Source organism: Maribacter algicola (assembly GCF_003933245.1).
Taxonomy (GTDB): Bacteria; Bacteroidota; Bacteroidia; order Flavobacteriales; family Flavobacteriaceae; genus Maribacter; species Maribacter algicola.
This window is the reverse complement of the sequence record NZ_QUSX01000002.1, coordinates 68,219-88,070: the sequence shown is the minus strand read 5'-3', so window position 1 is coordinate 88,070 and position 19,852 is coordinate 68,219. Positions and strand designations below refer to the sequence as shown.

The 19,852-nt window shown below is 38.7% G+C and carries 14 protein-coding genes; 9 read left to right on the top strand and 5 right to left on the bottom strand.

The features are described from left to right. Window positions 1–64: 64 nt before the first annotated feature. From DZC72_RS09590 to DZC72_RS09580, 3 genes are read left to right on the top strand one after another with little or no spacing between them, the layout of a single operon-like run. The gene (locus tag DZC72_RS09590) at window positions 65–1,264 is read left to right on the top strand and encodes a Tm-1-like ATP-binding domain-containing protein (RefSeq protein ID WP_125222721.1); all 1,200 of its coding nucleotides are present in this window, start codon (window positions 65–67) and stop codon (window positions 1,262–1,264) included. A 12-nt stretch (window positions 1,265–1,276) separates the two neighbouring features. Further along, a complete protein-coding gene (locus DZC72_RS09585) occupies window positions 1,277–1,690 on the top strand; it encodes a cupin domain-containing protein (protein ID WP_125222720.1) in 414 nt (137 codons plus the stop codon). 39 nt (window positions 1,691–1,729) lie between these two features. After that, window positions 1,730–2,548, top strand: a complete 819-nt coding sequence (locus DZC72_RS09580) for a phosphoenolpyruvate hydrolase family protein (RefSeq protein ID WP_125222719.1) — start codon at window positions 1,730–1,732, stop codon at window positions 2,546–2,548. A gap of 120 nt (window positions 2,549–2,668) precedes the next feature. On the opposite strand, the gene DZC72_RS09575 is transcribed toward DZC72_RS09580, so the two are convergent. From DZC72_RS09575 to DZC72_RS09560, 4 genes are read right to left on the bottom strand one after another with little or no spacing between them, the layout of a single operon-like run. Continuing rightward, window positions 2,669–4,063: a c-type cytochrome domain-containing protein gene (locus DZC72_RS09575; RefSeq protein ID WP_125222718.1), complete on the bottom strand. Its 1,395-nt coding sequence runs from the start codon at window positions 4,061–4,063 to the stop codon at window positions 2,669–2,671. Between the two features lie 11 nt (window positions 4,064–4,074). Beyond that, the gene (locus DZC72_RS09570) at window positions 4,075–5,181 is read right to left on the bottom strand and encodes a twin-arginine translocation signal domain-containing protein (RefSeq protein WP_125222717.1); all 1,107 of its coding nucleotides are present in this window, start codon (window positions 5,179–5,181) and stop codon (window positions 4,075–4,077) included. 10 nt (window positions 5,182–5,191) lie between these two features. Beyond that, a complete protein-coding gene (locus tag DZC72_RS09565) occupies window positions 5,192–6,703 on the bottom strand; it encodes a DUF1501 domain-containing protein (protein ID WP_125222716.1) in 1,512 nt (503 codons plus the stop codon). Window positions 6,704–6,707: 4 nt separating this feature from the next. Then, complete coding sequence (locus tag DZC72_RS09560) at window positions 6,708–9,938, bottom strand: DUF1553 domain-containing protein (protein ID WP_125222715.1); 3,231 nt, start codon at window positions 9,936–9,938, stop codon at window positions 6,708–6,710. A gap of 353 nt (window positions 9,939–10,291) precedes the next feature. Between DZC72_RS09560 and DZC72_RS09555 the strand changes: the two genes are divergently transcribed. From DZC72_RS09555 to DZC72_RS09530, 6 genes are read left to right on the top strand one after another with little or no spacing between them, the layout of a single operon-like run. Next, a complete protein-coding gene (locus DZC72_RS09555) occupies window positions 10,292–11,020 on the top strand; it encodes a FadR/GntR family transcriptional regulator (RefSeq protein ID WP_125222714.1) in 729 nt (242 codons plus the stop codon). Beyond that, a complete protein-coding gene (locus DZC72_RS09550) occupies window positions 11,017–12,024 on the top strand; it encodes a sugar kinase (RefSeq protein WP_125222713.1) in 1,008 nt (335 codons plus the stop codon). The genes DZC72_RS09555 and DZC72_RS09550 overlap by 4 nt, the downstream gene beginning before the upstream one ends. After that, window positions 12,021–12,656 (top strand): bifunctional 4-hydroxy-2-oxoglutarate aldolase/2-dehydro-3-deoxy-phosphogluconate aldolase, encoded by a 636-nt coding sequence (locus tag DZC72_RS09545; RefSeq protein WP_125222712.1) that lies wholly within the window; start codon window positions 12,021–12,023, stop codon window positions 12,654–12,656. The genes DZC72_RS09550 and DZC72_RS09545 overlap by 4 nt, the downstream gene beginning before the upstream one ends. Window positions 12,657–12,658: 2 nt before the next feature. After that, window positions 12,659–13,816, top strand: coding sequence for a galactonate dehydratase (dgoD, locus tag DZC72_RS09540; RefSeq protein ID WP_125222711.1), 1,158 nt, complete (start codon window positions 12,659–12,661; stop codon window positions 13,814–13,816). A gap of 43 nt (window positions 13,817–13,859) precedes the next feature. Further along, window positions 13,860–15,182 carry a GntP family permease gene (locus tag DZC72_RS09535; protein ID WP_125222710.1) on the top strand — a complete coding sequence of 441 codons (1,323 nt, stop codon included), beginning with the start codon at window positions 13,860–13,862 and terminating at the stop codon, window positions 15,180–15,182. Window positions 15,183–15,185: 3 nt separating this feature from the next. Next, entirely contained in the window at window positions 15,186–16,259 is a 1,074-nt protein-coding gene (locus DZC72_RS09530; RefSeq protein ID WP_125222709.1) for an SMP-30/gluconolactonase/LRE family protein, read from the top strand. Window positions 16,260–16,568: 309 nt separating this feature from the next. Here the strand turns inward: DZC72_RS09530 and DZC72_RS09525 are convergent, their stop codons facing one another. Then, window positions 16,569–19,736 carry a glycoside hydrolase family 2 TIM barrel-domain containing protein gene (locus DZC72_RS09525; RefSeq protein ID WP_125222708.1) on the bottom strand — a complete coding sequence of 1,056 codons (3,168 nt, stop codon included), beginning with the start codon at window positions 19,734–19,736 and terminating at the stop codon, window positions 16,569–16,571. Window positions 19,737–19,852: the final 116 nt, after the last annotated feature.

The window sequence follows — 19,852 nt, the reverse complement described above, 5'->3', positions numbered from 1 at the left end:
TCCTTCCTAATTACCTAATTGAACAAGTTTTAAAATTGTTTGCGATAACTAAAAATAATAAGCTATGAAAACTGGTAAAGCATACATTATAGGCACGTTCGATACTAAAGGAGGTGAACTTAATTTTATAAAAACCTGTCTTGAAAATACAGGTGTCAGCACCGTTTGTGTCGATGTGAGTACAAAAAGTACAACGGAAAACAACCAAGGCATAGATGTTACTTCAGAAACACTATTCCCAAATGTATACAATACCACTTTCTCATCTCGTGGAGACGCTATTTCACAAATGGGCAAGGCCTTGAAAAAATATTTGCTTGCCCAAGACGATATAGGAGGGGTCATTGCCGTTGGTGGTTCCGGTGGTACAAGTCTGGTTTCCAATGCCATGAAGGCACTTCCTGTAGGCTTACCAAAGGTTATAGTATCTACAATGGCATCCGGTGACATACGCCCTTACGTGGGTGCCAGTGATATTTATATGGTTTACTCAATTACAGATATAAAAGGCATCAACGCCATATCAAACACTATTTTGAGTAATGCAGCCCATGCCCTATCCGGTATGCTATTAAATCATCCACCAGTATTTAAAAGTGATTTAGATAGTTTGGGCATTACTATGTTCGGGGTAACCACACCCTGCGCCAACCAATTGGTAGACAAACTGGAAAATGATTATGATTGCCTTGTTTTTCATGCTACTGGAGTTGGTGGGCAGAGTATGGAAAAATTAATAGATTCTGGATACATAAAATATGTGCTGGATATCACCACTACTGAAATAGCCGATCATCTAATGGGGGGCGTTTTAAGTGCTGGCGAGGATAGAATGGGTGCTATAATCAGGACAAAAATTCCCTATGTAGGATCTGTTGGGGCCTTGGATATGGTAAACTTTGGCGAATTAAGCACGGTACCCGAAAAGTATAAGGACAGAAATCTGTATGTCCATAATGAGCAAGTAACCCTTATGCGAACCAGCCCAGAGGAAAATAGATTAATGGGTAAATGGATAGCCGATAAATTAAATAAAATGGAAGGCGAAGTACGCTTTCTACTTCCTGAAAAAGGAGTATCAGCCATAGCTGTTGAAGGTCAAGCCTTCTATGACCCAGAAGCGGACAGGGCACTCTTCGAGTCCTTGGAAAAGGAAGTCAAACAGACCAGTAAGCGTAAACTTATACGATTGCCTTATGCAATTAACGATTCAGAATTTAGTGCTTCGGTAATCAAAAACTTTGAAGAAATTAAAAACAATTAAAATTTATATATCATGGGAGAAGCTATAAAAAACTTTATTCTTGAGGCTGAAGCCACAATGGAAAAGCACGATTGGGGAACCTTACGTTGGGTATCAAACCCAACGGTACAGGGCGCTAAACAGATTACATCATTGGTAGTACACCTACCAAAAGACCAAGGGCATAACTTTCACTTACATCCCACACAAGAAGAGGTTATTTTCGTAATTGAAGGATCAATTGAACAATGGATTGGGAAAGAGAAACATATCCTAAATCCGGGTGACTCGGTATTTATTCCTGCTAATACCGTACATGCTTCTTTCCAAATTGGGGATAAAGAAGCTAAATTATTGGCCACTTTGGGTCCATGTTCAGATAATGAAGTTGGATATGATATTCAAGATATGTCTATAGAAAGTCCATATAACACACTTCGTGACTAAGCCCAATATAGTAAAGTACTACTATTTAAAAGAAATGAAATGAAAGAAGAAATATTAAAGAAACTAAACCATCTTATTGACCAGAACATTCCAATAATAGGTGGCGGAGCTGGTACTGGCCTATCTGCAAAATGTGAGGAAAATGGAGGAATCGATTTGATTGTAATTTATAATTCCGGACGCTATAGAATGGCCGGTAGAGGATCCTTATCTGGCTTGCTAGCCTATGGTAACGCCAATGACATAGTAAAGGAAATGGCTAAGGAAGTCATTCCTGTTGTAAAAAATGTACCGGTTTTAGCTGGTGTCAACGGCACGGACCCCTTTGTAAATTTTAATTTACTTTTTAAGGAATTGATAGACCTTGGCTTTGTAGGCGTACAGAATTTTCCAACCGTAGGATTAATCGATGGCGTCTTTAGACAAAACCTGGAAGAAACGGGCATGGGTTTTGACAAGGAAGTGGAAATGATAGCACTTGCCAACAAGCATGGTTTACTTACCACGCCCTATGTTTTTAGTACGGAAGAAGCCATTGCCATGACCAAAGCTGGTGCCGATGTGATTGTTTGCCATATGGGATTAACCACTTCTGGATCCATAGGTGCACAAACTTCCAAGACTTTGGATGAATGTGTAGAGCTGATTGATACCTGGGCAGAAGCCGCCAGAAACATAAACAAGGACATAATAGTGCTTTGCCATGGCGGTCCTATTGCAATGCCGGAGGATGCCAGCTACATATTGAAAAAGTGTAAAAACATCAATGGTTTTTATGGTGCTAGCAGCATGGAAAGGTTGCCAACGGAAATCGCTATTAAGAATCAAATAGAAGCGTTCAAGAAAATTACATTTTAAGATTTAGAAATACCTTAATAGTAAAGACCTTTGTAAGCCTTCTTGGTATAAAAATTTACAAAAGTCTTTTTATAGTTCGTAGCATCTATGCTTCTTTCTTAAATAAGATTAAAATTGCACTTAAAGGCCTAAGATAATTTCAGGACCTATTTCGTTAGAATTATAAGAAACAACATCGTCTGACTTTATAGAAGTTTGCCAAGCATAAACCTTTCTTAGATTGGTCATTTCTGAAAATTGAGACAAACTTGCCTTGCTGATACCTGTCTTATACAGATTGACACTTCTTAATTCGGAAAGCTCTTTCAAATACGAAATTCCTTTATCGGAAATAGGATTATCGGGTAATTTTAATTGTTGCAAATTACTTAATTTACCTATAGACTTTAAATGCTCATCTGTAACTCCATTACCTCCCATGTCCAATCTGATGACATTGTCTTTTATACCTACCAACAAAGCTATTTTTTTATCTAAAACTGATCCATCTTTCATATTCACAGTTTTATCTGGCAAGGTAATATCCAATAAAGAAGATCCAAGTACCAATTCCCGAACTTGAAAACCCTCAGAAATTAGGGCGTCAATAGTTTTAACATCCAAAATATTAACTTTAGGCATGGCATCGGAGGCTAATTTACCCGAATACGTAAGATCTAATCTATTCGCTGCAATCTGTTGAATCTCTTCGGGTACCTTCAATTGCGCAAAAGTTTTATTGAAATCAACATTTACACTATCTATCCAAAACTTTAATATCGCAATTTCTTCTTCGGTAAGCGGTGTTTTGCCTTCGGGTGGCATAAACTCGTCATCAGATTCCGGTAAGGTAACCCTTTTGTACATTTCTGATGCTTCCGCATCTCCCGCAATCAATATAGGCCCGTGCTTTCCGCCCACCATTAAAAGCTCTGGAGTGTACATAGCCAAGTTTCCTTTTTGTTTGGATTCGTTATGGCAGCTATAACATTTTGCTTCTAAGACTGGTTCAACTAAATACGGGTAAACGACTACCTCATCTAAACTTGCCAATGCGGGAAGCTCAACTTTCTTGTCATCATTAAATGGCGCGTATTTGGTAAGGTAATCGGACCCATGTGTTAGATTACCCCCATAATGACCGGTAATACTGATCAAAACCACAATAAGGGTAAGAATGGCAATATTTGAACGAACAACCTTAAAAGATGCCGGCAATGGAAAAAAATCAGTTTTTAATACCCAAGCCAGAAAAGTCACTGCGGTAGTGGCAACCCCCAACCAAAAATGGCTGTTTAACATGCCTTCCTCATAATCTCCACTTTGTGATAACATATAACCCAAAACGGAAGCGAAAAATGCGCTGATAGTCCCTAATAAGAGAGCAATCTTAATAACAGCATCAAAATTGGATTGCTTTTGAAATTTACTTAGGAGTTCCAGAAAAAAGGCGAATATCAAAATTCCAATAGGTAAATGCACCACCAGCGGGTGAAACCTTCCAAGGAACAAAACAAAATCGGGAGTTTCCTGCATAGGATATTACATTAAACTCGTTCCAATTTTATAGGTGGAGTCCTATTGGCGTTCCATTGACAGACGTATACGTTCTTATCCTCATCAATACAAACATCGTGACCATGTAAAATTGGCTTGGTGGCTATTTGATAAGAGTCCTGTAGTTTACCACTTATATAGATTGGTTCCGTGCCGCCGGGATTGGATACCACGGTATCACCCTCCAAAATGGTCATGAAACCTGTATGCCCTTCATTTGCATTAATACTTTTATCCTTTGGTTCTGACCAGCATACCCCTGCATAGAGGTTTTTATCATCAAAAACAGGTCTGCACACTTGCATATTTGGTAGCGTGAGGGTCTTTACATAAACCCCATCCAAGGTAAAAAACTTAAAGGCTTTATCATTTCTAGATGTACAAACTACCATTGGGTTTTTAGCATCTCTATAGTCTATGGCAACACCGTGTGCATTGGAGAGATTATAATTTTCATCGGTATTATCATGACCGCCCCAATGTCTGATATACTCTCCTTTAGCGCTGTATTGAATAATATAATCCATTCCATAACCATCGGCAACATAAATATCTCCATTGGGTCCAATGGCGGTTTCAGTTGGTTGAAAATAGTCTCCTGGCTTATATATGCCTATGGTTTGCGGGTGACCAATATCGAACAATACTTTACCATCTGTTGTTGTTTTACTTACGCGTCCGCTTTGTCGGTTCCATTTGCCCGCATTATCTTGGTACCAACCGGAATCGGTGAGATATAAAAAATCCTCACCGCCCTCATTGGTTATGGAAAGTCCGTGACCTCCAGGGTAGGCACTTCCCCAATAATCCAAAATTTTTCCTGATTTATCGAAAATGAGAATGTTATTGGCCGTATGGTCACCGATCATGATCAACCTTCCTTTACTGTCCATCACCATTTCGTGACAATTTAGAAGTGGTTTCGAAAGACCAATCTGGGCCCAATTTTCATTGACCTTATACTTATAATCCCCATGCCCGATAATTTCCCCTTTTAAAGCAGGTTTTTTTAAAATGTGAAACCCAAAACATGGTATAGTGGTAAGTGCAGCACCAGCAAGGGTAGTTTTCTTTAAAAAATCTCTTCTTTTGTTCATTCCCATCAAATTATGTCAAAATATCTTTTACCACCTTACCATGTACATCCGTCAATCTAAAACGTCTTCCCTGATGTTTAAAGGTAAGTTGTTCGTGATCAATGCCAAACAAATGCAATAGAGTAGCATGAAAATCATGAATATGCACCGGATTCTCAACTACATTATAACTAAAATCATCTGTCTCTCCATAAGTAAACCCTGGCTTTACCCCTGCCCCGGCCATCCACATGGTAAATGCTTTAGGGTGATGATCCCTGCCATAGTCGGTTTTGGTCAGTTGCCCTTGAGAGTATACGGTACGCCCGAATTCACCGCCCCAAATCACCAAAGTATCTTCCAACATACCACGTTGTTTCAAATCTTTTATCAATGCCGCGTTGGCTTGATCTGTACGTTTACACTGTGCTCGTACCCCTTCCGGGCAACCAATATGTTGATCCCACCCTTGATGGTACAATTGCACAAATTTGACGTCTTTCTCCAGAAGCTTCCGTGCCATTAAACAGTTGGCTGCATAAGTACCAGGGTCTCTACTGTCCTTACCATAAAGATCAAAAATATAGTCCGGCTCATCTGACATATCGGTCACTTCTGGAACGGAAGTTTGCATTCTGAATGCCATTTCATACTGCGCCATTCTCGCCTGTATTTCGGGGTCGCCGTAGGCATCGTGTTGTAGATCGTTGAGTTTTCCCAAATAATCCAACATTTTGCGTCTGTCATGTCCATCATAATTTTCCGGGTCGCTCAAGAACAGTACGGGGTCCTTTCCTGAACGAAATTGAACCCCTTGGTGTTCCGTTGGCAAAAAACCATTGCCCCATAATCTGGAATATAATGGCTGACCGGCCATATTCTTGCTTATCAAGGTTATGAAAGTTGGCAGGTTTTCATTATCCGACCCTAACCCGTAACTTAACCAAGACCCGATAGAAGGCCTACCTGGTAATTGGTTGCCAGTCTGCATAAAGGTGATGGCCGGATCGTGATTTATAGCATCTGTTTGCATAGATTTCACAAAACAGAGATCATCGACCACCTCAGCAAGATGCGGCATCAATTCACTGACCCAGGCGCGTGATTCCCCATATTGCTTAAAATCCATTATGGATGGGGCAATAGGAAAAATTGACTGGTCGGCACTCATACCTGTTAATCTTTGTCCTTTTCTAATCGACGCAGGTAAATCTTTTCCGAACATATCCTTGATCTTGGGTTTGTAATCAAACATGTCCAATTGTGACGGACCACCACTCTGAAACAAATACACAATTCGTTTTGCTTTGGGTACATGGTGAGGTAGTCCTAATTTATTCTTTAGAATAGAATTTACCGCATCATTTTCTGAACCGCCGCCAGCCAGGGATGCAAAAGTTCTTTCTGGATTCATAAGCGAACCCAGTGCCAGGGCACCTAAACCTAGGGAAGTCTTGGTTAAGAAATTACGCCTATCCCATTGTTTCTCTACTTGTTGGAGGTCCTTATTGTTAGACCGTAACGTATCATGACCGTCGCACATTATTTTATCTTTTGGTTATGGTGGCATCCAAATTCATAATGGTACTGGCTACCACTGCATTTGCTGCCAATATATTAGTATCAATACCGCCGTCAATTTCAAATTCTCCAGTATTTAGCCAACCTTTTGCCTTTTCCGGATTTTGTTCAAAATTTTCGTACTCCTCATTTCTAAGCGACAACAATAAACTTAATTCATCTTTTGTTATAGACCTTCCGGAGAGTTGTTTGAACGTATAGGAAATACCTTCTGAGATACTTGCAAACTCCATCATATTCTTGCCCAAAACCCTAGCGGCCTCTATGTATGTAGGGTCATTTAAAAGCACTAATGCCTGCAATGGGGTATTGGTCTTTTGTCTTCTCACGGTACAGAAAGACCTATCAGGCGCATCAAAAGTGGCAATAGTTGGGTGGGGTACGGAACGCTTCCAAATGGTGTACAAGCTACGGCGATATAATTTGTCACCTGTATCCTCGGTATATTCGGCATTATTGATTTTCCATAAACCTTCAGGTTGGTAAGGACGTACACTGGGACCTCCTATTTTTCGATTCAATAATCCGGATGCAGCCAATGCATTGTCCCGCAACATTTCACCTGTTAATCTTTTTACCGGACCACGCGCCAACAACCTATTCTCAACATCAATTTCCATATGCTCCGGTGTTGCTATTGAAGATTGTTGGTAAGTATTGGACATCACCATGAATTTGTGCAATGCCTTTACATTCCAACCCGATTCCATAAAACGTATGGCCAACCAGTCCAGTAATTTGGGGTGTGAGGGCATCTCCCCCTGATTTCCAAAATCCTCTACGGTTTTTACCAGGCCGGTACCAAAAATATTTTTCCAATACCTGTTCACTGCCACCCGGGCCGTCAAAGGGTTATCCTCAGCAATTATCCATTCTGAAAGTCCCAATCTGTTATTTGGAAGACTGTCCGAGAAAGGAAATATTTTTTCAGGGGTATTTGGAAATACCTGTGCCCCGTATGCATCATATTGGCCTCTTTCCAAAATATAGGTCGGTCTAGGGGCATCCATCTCTTTCATGACCATAATTTCCGGTATGGCTTCTATACTATCGTTATAGAGTTTTCTTGTTTCTTGCAGTTCTGCTAATTTAGCTTTGTAGCTGCTAGATTTCGTGGCTTGATAATAGTCCTTCAGCAGTTTTTTATCTGCAGCTGAAAGACTAGAATAGGTTTTGCCAATTATTTCTTTAAAGCGATCGGTATCCGCTATTTTCAACACTTCCAAATGTGATAGTTCCTTATCAAAAACCAGAAGGTCATCTACGATGGCTCCACCAATACCTTTTCCTCTCCATCTAGCCCCCACCTGTATTCCAGGTTCTTTGTTTCGTCTTGGGTTTTTTTCATGGTCATAGACGATATCCTTGGTAAGATTGTCATTTACCACTTTCGTTTTCATTTCGGTACCGTCCACAAAAATCTTAAAACCCAGGGCTTTACTAGATCCATCATAGGTCATTGTCAATTGCACCCATTGCTCTTTGGGAACATCCTCCAAAGTTCTTTCTACTATTGCGTTATCTGGATAGACGTGCGCCATAAGCAATTCCAACTTGTTATCCTTAATATTTAAGTGATAGCCCCTATAACTAAAAAGGCGAGTACCTATCATTTTATGTAAGATGACACCATTTTCCAAGTCTTTTGGAACAAAAATCCTTAGGCCGATGCTAAAAGGTTGGTAGCGATGAAAAATTCCCTTTGTTTCCAAATCCATCCAAACGTCCCCATCCAGTTCTAGCCCTTGACCAGTATGCCCTTGGGAAAATTTAGCCTTTTCATTTTCAGTGAACTGGGTACGCATTTTGGCCTTATTGCCATTGGGTGCCGTATTATACAAACTACCACCATCAAAATTCATTTTCACCGATAGTGCAGTAGGCAACCTATTTACATTTTCGTTATTATAATTCTCGCTACGCAACCATTCCTCAAAGGAGTCTATTTCCTTCGCAACTATCTGAGTTTTTTCAGCCTCTTTCTCCGCTATTAAAGTATCTACATAGGCCAAAAACTCTTCCTGTTCTTTTGTTGGCAATAATAAGGTTGGCACTGGCATTGAAAAATCCCATGATATTTGACCCGATTCATTTATGTTATTAAAAAAACTATACATTTCGTAATAGTTCTTTTGGGAAATAGGATCATACTTGTGGTCATGGCATTTGGCACATGCCACCGTGAGTCCCAAAAGGCCCTCGCCCATCACATTGGTTCGATCTGCAACATATTCTGACCTGAATTCCTCCTCTACAATACCACCTTCCATATTTTGGGGATGTAATCTATTGAATGTGGTGGCTAAAATTTGTTCTTTCGTAGGGTTGGGCAACATATCACCGGCCAATTGCCACTGTATGAACTCATCGTACCTTTTATTTTCATTAAAGGATTTAATGACCCAGTCTCTCCAGGCAGAAACATCTCGATACTGATCTACAGTATAACCGTGGGTATCCGCATACCTGGAAAGGTCCATCCAATCCAATGCCATATGTTCCCCATAATGAGGTGACGCAAGTAATCGGTCAACTTGTTTTTCATAGGCATTGATGGCGGTATCGGCAATAAATGCATTGATCTCCTCAACAGTGGGTGGTAAACCTGTTAAATCAAATGAAAGCCTCCGCAACAGTGTTTCGCGGTCCGCCTTTTTTGATGGCACCAGATTTTTTTGTTCTAATCGTGCAACTATAAAGTTGTCGATTTCATTGGCAATTAAATTTTCATTGGCAACCTTTGGAGGTCCTGATTTTTTTGGTGGTATGAATGCCCAATGTTCTTGGTAAGTTGCGCCTTCCTCAATCCATTTAATCAATAAAGCCTTTTCCCTTGCGGTTAAGGATAGATGGGATTCAGGGGTTGGCATCACATAACTAGGGTCTTCGGAAAGAATTCGATAATAAGTCTCGCTTTTTTTTAGGTTTCCAGGAACCAAAGCATACTTACCGGGCGATTCTGGCAATTCCGCATAAGCAGATTCGGATTGATGCAACTGCAGACCCGCAGAAATTTTAGCCTTATCCGGACCATGACAGAGATAACATTTATCGGATAAAATAGGTTTTATATCTTGATTAAAATCAATTTCCTTCGGTAAACTCTCATAAGCCAAAGCAATGGTCTCCGGTAGTTCCGGACCGCCACAAGAAATACATATGATTGCCAATACACTGGCCAGCAAAAATTTATACATGAATTATGTTAATGATATCAAGGGATTCCAAATTTCCTATCTAATTAAAGTACTAAGAAATTAGTAATGATTAAGGGATTTAATTTTAAATTATTAAAATTTAAAGATAAAATTTTACGTAGTTCACATCTACCAATGGGATTGCCACATATGATACTTTTTTGACCTTACTAGGTTATAATTACAACCAAATGTTAAATAAAACTATTATTTCGAATCATAGTCAATCATATACTTCAAACTTACATGTAAACTATAGGAAATGATTTTTAACTCTTTCCTCGATACTAATAACATAAAAATTCTTAATTTGTATGATGTATTATAAATTAGCACAATAAACGACCTGTTTCATGTTTACCTCAATAGGACAAGAAAAATCAATTACCCAACAAATTGAATTTGAATTAACGAAAGCCATACGAACTGGTTCATATCTCCCAGGTCATAAATTGCCCACTGAGAATGAGCTATGTCAATTATTCAATGTAAGTAGAACATCTGTACGGGAGGCGGTAAAAAAAATGAGTGCCAAGGGTATTGTCGAAGTAAAGAGAGGTAGTGGTGTATATGTATCCGAGATAAGTATCAACAGTGCATCTGAAAATTTGAATATGTTTTTTGAACTTTCTTCTGATGAAGATATTATTCTTCAAACAATTAATGCCAGACTAATTCTTGAACCCACATTAGCGGCACAAGCGGCTAAGTCTCGTACTGAAAATCAGCTTGTAATTTTAAAAGACAATATGGCCGCCATGTACAAGTGCGATCTTAAGGATAAAAAAAAGGAAACGGAATTGGACAACGATTTTCATAGAACATTACTTTCAATTGCGGATAATAGCGTGTTGGAATTACTACTAAATCCTATTTTCAATTTAATGCCAAAATTCAAGTCCATCGTCTACGCTAAACCAACTGATGGAAATCTACAGACGCATAAGAATATAATGTTAAATCATCATGAGAATATACTTAATGCGATAATAGAACAGGATGAACAAAAAGCAAGAGAAGCAATGAAAATCCACATTATTGAAACGCAAACCAATTATAAATCATCAATAAAGAATAAATGAGCTTTATAACTTTTGGAGAGACCATGCTCAGGTTAACGCCTAACAATAATACCGATAAACTAAAATCGTCTCGCGCATTCCGAGTCGATTATGCGGGTTCAGAATCAAATGTTGCCAGTTCTTTAGGCGTATTGGGCAATGAGGTGAGCCATATAACAAAGTTCCCCAACAATCAACTCGGAGATGCGGCAATTGATTCCTTACGATCGTATGGGATTGACACCAAACATATAACTCGAGGAGGGAATAGAATTGGTACCTATTTTATAGAAATAGGCTCTTCCATACGTCCTTCTAGCGTTGTATATGATCGTGCAAACTCGGCCATCAGTGAAATTGAAGCAAACGAGTTTGATTGGGAAGAAATATTGGAAAACAAAAAATGGCTATTCCTTTCTGGCATAACTCCCGTACTCTCCAAACAATGTGCTAATGAAACTATAAAAGCTGCCAAGGTAGCTCAGCAAAAAGGAGTCAAAGTCTGTTTTGATATGAATTACCGCCGATCACTTTGGAAAGACCCAGCCGATGCCCGTAAAATTTTTGACCAGATATTAGAGCATACCGATTTACTATTCGGTAATGAAGGGGTTTTAAAAGATGTTTATGAGGTAATACCTACCGGCAATTCTGTTGTAGACAAAACAATTGAAGCGACAACTATGGCAGCTAAAAAATTTGGGATTGAACAATTAGCTTTTACGGTGCGCGAACATAGTTCGGCTAGTGAAAATATGGTTTCTGCAGTTTATCTAAACAAAAGTAAACATCATATTTCAGAAGCTATTAATATCTCCATTACTGATCGTTTTGGTACGGGCGACGCATTTGCCGCTGCAATATTGCATGCCCTAAACAAGGATTGGGACAATAAAAAAACAATTGACTTTGCTACCGCTGCTTTCGCATTAAAGCACACCATTCAGGGAGATCAGCATACGAGTAGTGAAAAAGAAATTCTTTCAATAATGGAAGGCAACACAAGTGGGCACGTATTAAGATGAAAAGAGTGGAAATAGTTAAGATACTGAAGAGAGAGAAAATAGTGGCTATTGTTCGAATGAAAGAACAATTAGAAGTACCCGCTTTCATAAATAGTCTAATAAAAGGAGGCATAAAAGCACTTGAAATAACTTCTAACACCCCTGGATTTACTGAAGAAATCTCCAATGCCAGAAATCGATATACGCATTTGGATGTGCTCATTGGGGAAGGTACCGTAACCAGTGTTGATATTGCAAATGAAGCTATAAAGGCGGGAGCACAGTTCTTGGTAACTCCTAACACAAATATAGAGGTCATCAAAGTTGCCCATGCGCACGATATCCCGGTATTGATGGGCGCAGTTACACCCACTGAAGTTTGTGTTGCGGTTGAGAATGGGGCCGATATTATAAAACTGTTCCCTGCTGGTAGCCTCGGAATAAACTACTTCAAGGCGATAAAAGCTCCATTGGATAAAGTAGACTTTTTTGTTGTTGGCGGTATTAACCTTTCCAATATAAAAGATTGGATGGAAGCAGGCGCTGCGGGAGCTGGATTGGGGAGTGTTTTGACACAGACTATCAAAGGGGAAAGTGTATTAGAACCTATAGAACGTATTGTAAAAAAATTCATTCAAGTTATAAAGAGTTAATCATGGACGAGCTGAAAATTGAAAAAATTGAATTGTTCAAAGTTCCGCCAAGATGGTTGTTCGTAAAAATTACTACACAATGTGGTATTGTAGGTTGGGGAGAACCCGTGGTTGAAGGAAAAGCCGATACCGTTGCTGCGTGTATTAAGGAACTAGAACAATATTTAGTTGGTCGCGCAGCAAATAACATCGAAGACATTTGGCAAGTACTTTATAGAGGAGGGTTTTATAGAGGTGGCCCTATTTTAATGAGTGCAATTTCCGGTATAGATCAAGCCTTATGGGATATTAAAGGGAAGTTTTTAAATGTGCCTGTATATGAATTATTGGGCGGGGCCGTTCGACAAAAAATGAAAATGTATTGTTGGATCGGTGGTGATAATCCTGATGTTGTTTTAGAACAAGCCCATTCAAAAGTAAAACAAGGTTACAAAGCAGTTAAGATGAATGCTACAGGCGCAATGGAATGGGTGTCATCGTTAAAGGATGTTAAAAAAGTAGCGAATAACATTAAACTATTAAGAGAGGAATTTGGATACGATTTGGACGTTGGTCTAGATTTTCACGGTAGGGTTCACAAACCCATGGTAAGGAAGCTTATCGATGAGCTAGAACCCCATGAACCTATGTTTATAGAAGAACCTGTTTTAAGTGAAAACAATGATGCCCTAAAACATATCTATGCATACACCAGTATTCCTATCGCAACTGGAGAACGTATGTTCTCTAGATGGGATTTTAAAAATATTCTTCATCAGGGTGTTGTTGACATTATTCAACCAGACCTCAGTCATGCAGGGGGAATTTCAGAAGTAAGAAGAATTGCTACAATGGCAGAAGCTTATGATATTGCCATTGCACCGCATTGTCCGTTGGGGCCCATATCATTGGCATCGGCATTGCATCTCGATTTTGTTTCAGCAAATGCGATCATACAAGAAAGCAGTTTGGGTATTCATTATAACAAAGGATATGATATTTTGGACTATGTGCTAAATCCTGAAGTTCTGCAAGTTAAAGAAGGATATATAGAATTACTTACTAAACCAGGCCTTGGTATAGAAATGAATGAGGAACGATTAAAAGAAGGTCAAAAAATAGGGCACAACTGGGCAAACCCGATATGGAGAACTACAGATGGTAATTTTGCCGAATGGTAATTTAAAATCAGAATATTAAACACCATGCCAAACCATACGCACCATGATTTATATACTAGCTTTATTTTTTTCCTTGACATTTTTGATTATTGGAATTGTAAAATTTAAAATTCATCCATTTTTTGCGTTACTACTAGCCGCAATCGTTTATGGATTTATTACGGGAATGGATACCGAACTTATTGTCGATTCCATTAACTCGGGTTTTGGAGGTATTTTGGGAAAGATTGGTTTAATTATTCTTTTTGGCGTAACCATAGGAACCATCTTAGAAAAATCCGGAGGAGCTATGGTAATCGCTACTCGCATATTGAACTTGATCGGACAAAAATCCATTCACCTAGCGATGATGCTAACCGGTTATATATTATCCATACCCATATTCGCAGACAGTGCCCTGCTCATGATGAACCCTTTGAACAAGGTATTATCCAAAAAAGCAGGTATTTCTTATGCAGGTACCACCGCTGCATTGGCAATGGGTTTAACGGCAGCCCATGTAATGGTACCTCCTACCCCTGGACCAATTGCAGCGGCAGGTATATTAGGGGCCAATTTGGGAGATGTAATACTATGGGGACTTTTAGTTAGTAGTCTTTCCTTGATTCCCTGTTATATATATGCTAAAGAAATAGCTTCAAAAATTAATATCCCTATTGTAATTGAACCAATTGCAAATCCTGACAAAAAACCTGCTTTATGGAAATCATTGTTGGCCATTGTAGTGCCACTGGTATTCATACTATTGAAATCGGTTATGGACTATCCTGAACTGAATATCCCATCTTCCGTATTTAAAAGTGCAATATCCTTTTTAGGAACGCCTGTAATCTCACTTCTAATTGGAGTATTATTGGCATTGGTGCTTCCCGAAAAACTGGATGAAAAGATTTTCTCTTCCACCGGTTGGATCGGTGAATCCTTAAAAGTAGCGGCCCCTATTATTTTGATTACGGGCTCCGGCGGTATTTTTGGGCAAATGTTACAGAATTCTGGTATTGCCGATATTATCACGGAGGGATTTACAGGATTGGAAATAGGCCTATTTTTTCCTTTTTTCTTGGCAGCAAGTTTAAAGACAACCCAAGGATCTTCCACAGTTGCCTTGGTAACCACTGCTTCCATTATTGCTCCGCTTATGACCTCATTGGGTCTTAACGAACCGTTTCTTCTAGCCATGACCGTTTTGGCCATAGGAGCAGGTTCATCTGTGGCGTCTCATGTTAATGATAGTTTCTTTTGGGTGTTGACACAATTGACGGGAATGAATGTTAAGCAAGGGTATCAAGTACAGACGGCAGGTACGTTTATTTTTGGAACAACGGCAATGATTATCATATATATAATTACAAAAATAATTCACTAGAACATGAAAAATAGTAGTATCACAATCGTCTTGGCAATTTTACTTTTTAGCTCTTGTAAAGAAAATCAAAAACGTGAAAAGGTAAATGGTAGTCCTGAGGAAGTTACATCAAAATCTGTTTCATCTAAAAATCTTGACAGTATTTCTTCTGCCTTCAAAATCGAAATTTTAGATGATGAAGCACGCAACGTCATTGATCCCGAAGCCACCATAGAAGTTCTTGCAAGTGGATTTACATGGACCGAAGGGCCACTTTGGATTGAGGATGACAACTATTTATTGTTCTCTGACATTCCAAACAATAAAGTATTTAAACTGGATAGTTACCAAGAGGTTTCTACTTTTCTAGAACCTTCAGGATACACTGGCGAAGGCACCTATGGCGATGAACCAGGATCAAACGGTCTAATTTTAAACAAAAAAGGTGAATTGATTTTGCTTCAACATGGCGACCGTAAAGTGGTAAAAATGAATGCTTCTTTAGACAACCCAAAATCAGAATTCATAACGCTTGCTGATAATTACGAGGGACAGAAATTGAATAGTCCCAATGATGGTTTTCTTGACCAAGAAGGTAATCTGTATTTTACCGACCCACCCTATGGACTCCCATTAAAGCAAGATGACCCCAACAAAGAGTTAGATTTTCAAGGGGTATATTGTTTGTTGAATTCTGGTGAAGTAATCTTGCTTGACAAACTCACAAAACCCAATGGAATTGGGGAATCACCTGATGGAACTACCTTATATGTAGCTGTTTCTGATCCGCAACACGCTGTCTGGTATCAGTATGATTTGGTAAAACCGGGAGAGGTTACCAATAAGAGAATATTTTATGATGTCACCCCATTAATTGGCAAGGAAGGCCAACAAGGATTGCCAGACGGTTTAAAAATAAATAGCGAAGGATATATTTTTGCTACAGGGCCAGGTGGTATATGGATTTTCAATAGTTCTGCAAAAGCCATCGCACGGATTTACACCGGACAGTTAACCTCAAATTGTGCCTTTGGCAAGAACGGTAAAAGACTGTTTATTACTGCTGATGATTATATTTTAGCCGTTGATTTATTATAAAATTCTAGATGAGATTTTCCTTTTAACTCAAATACCGTAATCCTTTCTCGATCATATAGGAGTTATTCATTAGCGAAATCTGACAACCCAAAACTTTTATCATAAATTTAAAAATCGGAAAACCCATGTTGAATTCAATATATCGTGAGAGATTAACAAAGAAAATAAAAGTTGAAGTAAATTCTCGCGAAGCTAAATCAACCTATAGTCCTAATCTAACCAGTTCATCCCAAATTATTAAGAAGCTTATAATTAGGGCATATCAATTTTCTTGAAAGCATACAAAAAAACCTTCAAAACATCTTAAAATTACTTCATTGGAGACATTGAAAAACTCATTTTGGTTAAACTAGGATTAATCTGGTATTTATCTTTGGCCAAGGCATTTTTACTCCAACTATCATCTCCTCCTACTCCTACCTGTTTATAATCTACATGTAACCATACCTTATCCTTGGGCACTATGTCTATCGTGTGTTGTTGGCCTTTTGTATTACCATAATCAAAATCCTCCAATGGATTATGATGGGAAGAAAATGATAGGACATCCTCCGCTTCAATTCTCAGTCCAGAGTTACCAGCGTTCGTGAATGATAGAAACCTAACATCAGTTCTATAACCGTTTTCCTGGGGCCTAATATATGGTACATAAAACTCCTTAACTTTGGAGGTATACATACCTAAATGGGCAGCTGTATTCCTATCACTGTAGTTTTCGTGTGGACCGCGGCCATAGTAGGATACATTTTCATAATCTCCCGGTATGGCAAACCTAATACCATATCTAGGCATATTGGTTAAAGATGAATCATCCCCTGGAAGTAATTCAGATTCAATCACCAGCGTTCCGTTATTTTGTACCGTATAGCTTATCTTATTCTTAGTGTTAATAGTTGGGTGTAAAAAGAAGTATGTAAAGGCTACCTGTTTCCCATTCATCTTATTACTGCCTTTTTCAACCTTCATGTCCTTTAATTCATAGATGCGACCGGCATTTCTCCAATTATAATATATGGAATCCTTTGGGTTCACCAATACATTCCATGCACCTAAGTCGTTATCTGTTGGGGCACGCCAAAAACTCATTTCCAAGGGCTCTGCCAATAGTTCCTGATTCCTCCACAATATGGACTTTAATCCGTAACCCTCTTGAGAGAATCTATATTCATAGCCCTCACCTGACACAATGTATTCCTCATTTTTGAGCTTTTTCACATGCTGTTTCTTTTTAGTAGAAATCACGGGACGATTTTTGGCCTTTTGCACTAAGAATTGATCTTGAGCCACAATGAAATCCTTTTCTAATAAAGATTGATCAGTACTAGTGCGCACATGGAAGTTGATAAAATATTCCTTGGTTCGATCAAATTCATAATTAAAATCAATATTCAATATTGTGGTATCTTGAGGCTCCAAAACATCAAGTGAAAGCTGTTCTTTCTTAACCACTAGACCATCTTCCAAAAGGACCCAATCAAACGTGTAATTTGAGGTTGTAACGAAAAAATTTTCGTTAAAAACTTGATATTCTGTTGTGCTCTTTTGTCCAAAGCGTACAGGTTGATAGGCTTTTTTTATTTCCCATACGGCGGGGTGAGGTTCCCTATCCGAACCTATTATGCCATTTGCACAATAATGATTATCGTTATATACACCTTCAGGTTCAAAATCACCACCATAGGCATAATATGGCAAGCCATCTTCTGAAATTTTCTGTAATCCTTGGTCCATCCAATCCCAAATAAAACCGCCTTGCGCTTGTGGCGTTGAACGAATCCATTCCCAATTATCAGCGAAATTTCCATTGCTATTTCCCATGGCATGACTGTATTCGCACCAAATAAAAGGTCTTTTTTGCGCTGAAGGAAGTTCGGCATCCAATTTTAAAAAATCATTTTCTATTACGGGTATTTGTTCGTACATCCAACCTATAATATCCGTATTTCTTGGTTGGTAGGCTTCTGGATCTGGTCTTCCGGATGGTTCATAATGTACCGGGCGCGTAGGGTCAAAATTCTTTATCCACTCATATGCTTGCAGAAAGTTTGGACCATTGCCCCCCTCATTTCCCAAAGACCAATAAATTATCGAAGGGTGGTTTACATCCCGTTTCACCATTCGCTGAACCCGATCCATATGCATTGCCGCAAACATATCATCTTGGGCAAGTGTTACACCATTTTCAAAGCCATAACCATGAGATTCTATATTAGCTTCATCAACCACATATATTCCATACTGATCACATAGCTGATACCATAATGGATGGTTGGGGTAATGGGCTGTTCGTACAGCATTTATATTATATTTCTTGAAATCCATAATATCCGCCAGCATACTTTCCTTACTGATCACATGGCCATTTAAAGGATCATGCTCATGGCGGTTTACACCCTTTAAAAGAATTGGTTTTCCATTAACCAATAATTGCCCATTTTTAATTTCAGTACTTCTAAATCCAATTTTAATCTTTGTAGCGTCCAATTGTTTGCCATTGTTACCGGTCAGTACTAATTGCAAATCATATAGTTTGGGAATTTCCGCGGACCAAGACTGTACCTTCAAAAAATCCTTTACAAAGGTTGTAGCTAGGTTTCTTTTGCCTTCAATCTTAATCTTTTTTGAGCCTTCAAAAATGATTTCATTCCCATCCAATAGTTTAATATCTATGGTTTGATTTTGAGATTTTTCGGTATGGTTTGAAACCTCAACCAAAACTTCAAGTTTGCCATCCTTGTAATTACTGTGAAGAGACGCTTTACTATTTATATCCTTAAAACTTATTTTTTTTGTGGCATATATATATACATCACGTTCAATACCACTCAATCTCCAAAAATCCTGGTCTTCTAAATAAGACCCATCGCACCAACGATATACCTCAACCGCCAAGTCATTTTCACCAGTTTTTACGTAATTGCTAATGTCGAATTCCGCTGGAGTCTTAGAGCCTTCGCTGTAGCCTACTTTTTGACCATTGACCCATAAATAAAACGCCGAATTTACGCCTCCAAAATGAATAAATACTTTATGGTCTTCCCAAGTTTTATCTATGTTGAACTTGCGTTTATAACTACCAACAGGATTATTATCATGAGGAATAAATGGGGCATTCTTTGGAAACGGATAGTTAATATTGGTATAAATAGGATAGCCATATCCTTGCATTTGCCAATCTGATGGTACAGGTATGTCGTTCCAATTGCTTACATCATAACTTTGTTTATAGAACTCTCTTGGTCTATCTGCCGGTTTTGTTACCCAATTGAATTTCCATATCCCATTTAAATCGATATAGTTTTCTAGTGCGGTAATCTTCTGGTCTAACATAGCTTCATTAAAGTGCCAAAATGTCGCTCTAGCTTCTAACCTATTAATAGCATTGACTTCCGGGTTTTCCCAATCAGGGATTTCTTGAGCACCAACATTTGAAACAAGGACCAATGTTGTTATATAAATTAAATTCCATGTTTTCATAAAGACTTTTTAAAGCAAGTTGCTTGAAAAGACTCGATTCAGCAAAGTCATAATCTTAAAATCGGGCCCTTCAGAGAATATTTAAAACTTATAAATTTATCCATTCACCAAAAGCA

Coding starts and splice junctions, on each gene's coding strand:
- DZC72_RS09590 (WP_125222721.1), top strand. CDS start 65: ATGAAAACTGGTAAAGCATACATTATAGGCACGTTCGATACTAAAGGA.
- DZC72_RS09585 (WP_125222720.1), top strand. CDS start 1,277: ATGGGAGAAGCTATAAAAAACTTTATTCTTGAGGCTGAAGCCACAATG.
- DZC72_RS09580 (WP_125222719.1), top strand. CDS start 1,730: ATGAAAGAAGAAATATTAAAGAAACTAAACCATCTTATTGACCAGAAC.
- DZC72_RS09575 (WP_125222718.1), bottom strand. CDS start 4,063: ATGCAGGAAACTCCCGATTTTGTTTTGTTCCTTGGAAGGTTTCACCCG.
- DZC72_RS09570 (WP_125222717.1), bottom strand. CDS start 5,181: ATGAACAAAAGAAGAGATTTTTTAAAGAAAACTACCCTTGCTGGTGCT.
- DZC72_RS09565 (WP_125222716.1), bottom strand. CDS start 6,703: ATGTGCGACGGTCATGATACGTTACGGTCTAACAATAAGGACCTCCAA.
- DZC72_RS09560 (WP_125222715.1), bottom strand. CDS start 9,938: ATGTATAAATTTTTGCTGGCCAGTGTATTGGCAATCATATGTATTTCT.
- DZC72_RS09555 (WP_125222714.1), top strand. CDS start 10,292: ATGTTTACCTCAATAGGACAAGAAAAATCAATTACCCAACAAATTGAA.
- DZC72_RS09550 (WP_125222713.1), top strand. CDS start 11,017: ATGAGCTTTATAACTTTTGGAGAGACCATGCTCAGGTTAACGCCTAAC.
- DZC72_RS09545 (WP_125222712.1), top strand. CDS start 12,021: ATGAAAAGAGTGGAAATAGTTAAGATACTGAAGAGAGAGAAAATAGTG.
- dgoD (WP_125222711.1), top strand. CDS start 12,659: ATGGACGAGCTGAAAATTGAAAAAATTGAATTGTTCAAAGTTCCGCCA.
- DZC72_RS09535 (WP_125222710.1), top strand. CDS start 13,860: ATGATTTATATACTAGCTTTATTTTTTTCCTTGACATTTTTGATTATT.
- DZC72_RS09530 (WP_125222709.1), top strand. CDS start 15,186: ATGAAAAATAGTAGTATCACAATCGTCTTGGCAATTTTACTTTTTAGC.
- DZC72_RS09525 (WP_125222708.1), bottom strand. CDS start 19,736: ATGAAAACATGGAATTTAATTTATATAACAACATTGGTCCTTGTTTCA.